The sequence below is a fragment of the Streptomyces sp. NPDC038707 genome (assembly GCF_040636485.1).
Classification (GTDB): Bacteria; Actinomycetota; Actinomycetes; order Streptomycetales; family Streptomycetaceae; genus Streptomyces.
This window is the reverse complement of record NZ_JBEZUP010000107.1, coordinates 1-1,237: the sequence shown is the minus strand read 5'-3', so window position 1 is coordinate 1,237 and position 1,237 is coordinate 1. Positions and strand designations below refer to the sequence as shown.

The window sequence follows — 1,237 nt, the reverse complement described above, 5'->3', positions numbered from 1 at the left end:
GGTCGGCCGGACCGGCGTCAACGTCCACCGCGCCGGCGGTGTGCAGATGCCGGTGGGTGGCTACAAGCAGTCCGGCTGGGGCCGGGAGAACGGACCCGAGGCCGTGGAGGAGTACCTGGAGACCAAGACCGTGGTGACCGCCCGGGAAAGCTGACCCGACCGGAACTCCGGTCGCCGAGACACCGTTACCCGCGACATCGTCCCCGCCGGGCGGGACCCCGGCCGGCGAGGGCGGACGAGAACCGAGGAGAACCCATGTCCCAGCCCTTCGACCCCTACAGTGTCCTGCCGCCCGTCGAGGGGTTCACACTGCGCAGCGACGACATCGCCGACGGGCGGACCCTGGACGTCGCCCAGCGCAGCGGCCTGTTCGGCGCCCCGGGCCGGGACCGCTCGCCGCACCTGGCCTGGACGGGGCATCCGGCAGACACCCGAAGCTTCGCGGTGACCTGCTACGACCCGGACGCACCGACCGGCAGCGGGTTCTGGCACTGGGCGGTCCACGACATCCCCGCCACGGTGACCGAACTGCCGACGGGTGCGGGCGACTCCGGAGGTGAAAGGCTCCCGGCCGGGGCCAGGACGCTCGCCAACGACATGGGTGAGCGCCGTTTCCTGGGTGCCGCACCGCCGCCCGGCCACGGTCCGCACCGCTACTTCTTCGTCGTGCACGCCCTGGACGTCGACCGACTCGACCTCACACCCGAGGCCACCCCCGCCTGGCTCGGTTTCCACCTCTTCGCCCACACTCTGGGCCGGGCCATGCTGGTCCCGGTCTTCGAGATCCCGGCCTGAGCGCGCGCCGGGCCCGACGGCCCGGGAAGCCGGAGAGAGGCAAGGCCAGGACGCCGGTTCTCGTGTGCCCTGCCGACGGACCGGTGCCCCGCGGTGGGCGTTGGCGGCACGGCGGCGTCGGTGTGCCGCCAACGCCCGAGCACGGCCCGCCGGCTGCGGGCTCGGCCCTCCCGTGTGCTGTACGCACCGACACGGGGAGCCGGCCTCGCCGTCCACCGCGACCACGCCTTTCCCGGGCCTTCCCGGCACGGCATCCGGAGGCGGGCACGATCGGGCGCGGGGCGGATCTCAGCGGTCCAGGAGCGTGATCACCGACTTCGTCTCCAGGTACTCCTCGATGGCCTCGGGCCCGCACTCGCGGCCCCAGCCCGACTGCTTGTAACCGCCGATGGGCATCTGGACCCCGCCCGCACGGTGGACGTTGATCCCGACGCGCCCCGCG

3 protein-coding genes are annotated in these 1,237 nt (G+C 73.5%); 2 read left to right on the top strand and 1 reads right to left on the bottom strand.

The features are described 5' to 3' along the window. A partial coding sequence (locus AB0E62_RS40045) for an aldehyde dehydrogenase family protein (protein ID WP_362206084.1) occupies positions 1 to 154 on the top strand: 154 nt, incomplete at its 5' end. Positions 155 to 255: 101 nt separating this feature from the next. Then, on the top strand, positions 256 to 795 hold the full coding sequence (locus AB0E62_RS40040) for a YbhB/YbcL family Raf kinase inhibitor-like protein (protein ID WP_362206078.1): 540 nt from the start codon (positions 256 to 258) through the stop codon (positions 793 to 795). 288 nt (positions 796 to 1,083) lie between these two features. Here AB0E62_RS40040 and AB0E62_RS40035 read toward each other — a convergent pair. Next, the coding region (locus AB0E62_RS40035; RefSeq protein WP_362206081.1) for an aldehyde dehydrogenase family protein at positions 1,084 to 1,237 on the bottom strand (154 nt) is incomplete at its 5' end.

What these genes read in the sequence shown, in the direction of transcription:
- AB0E62_RS40040 (WP_362206078.1), top strand. Translation starts at nt 256, where the DNA reads ATGTCCCAGCCCTTCGACCCCTACAGTGTCCTGCCGCCCGTCGAGGGG.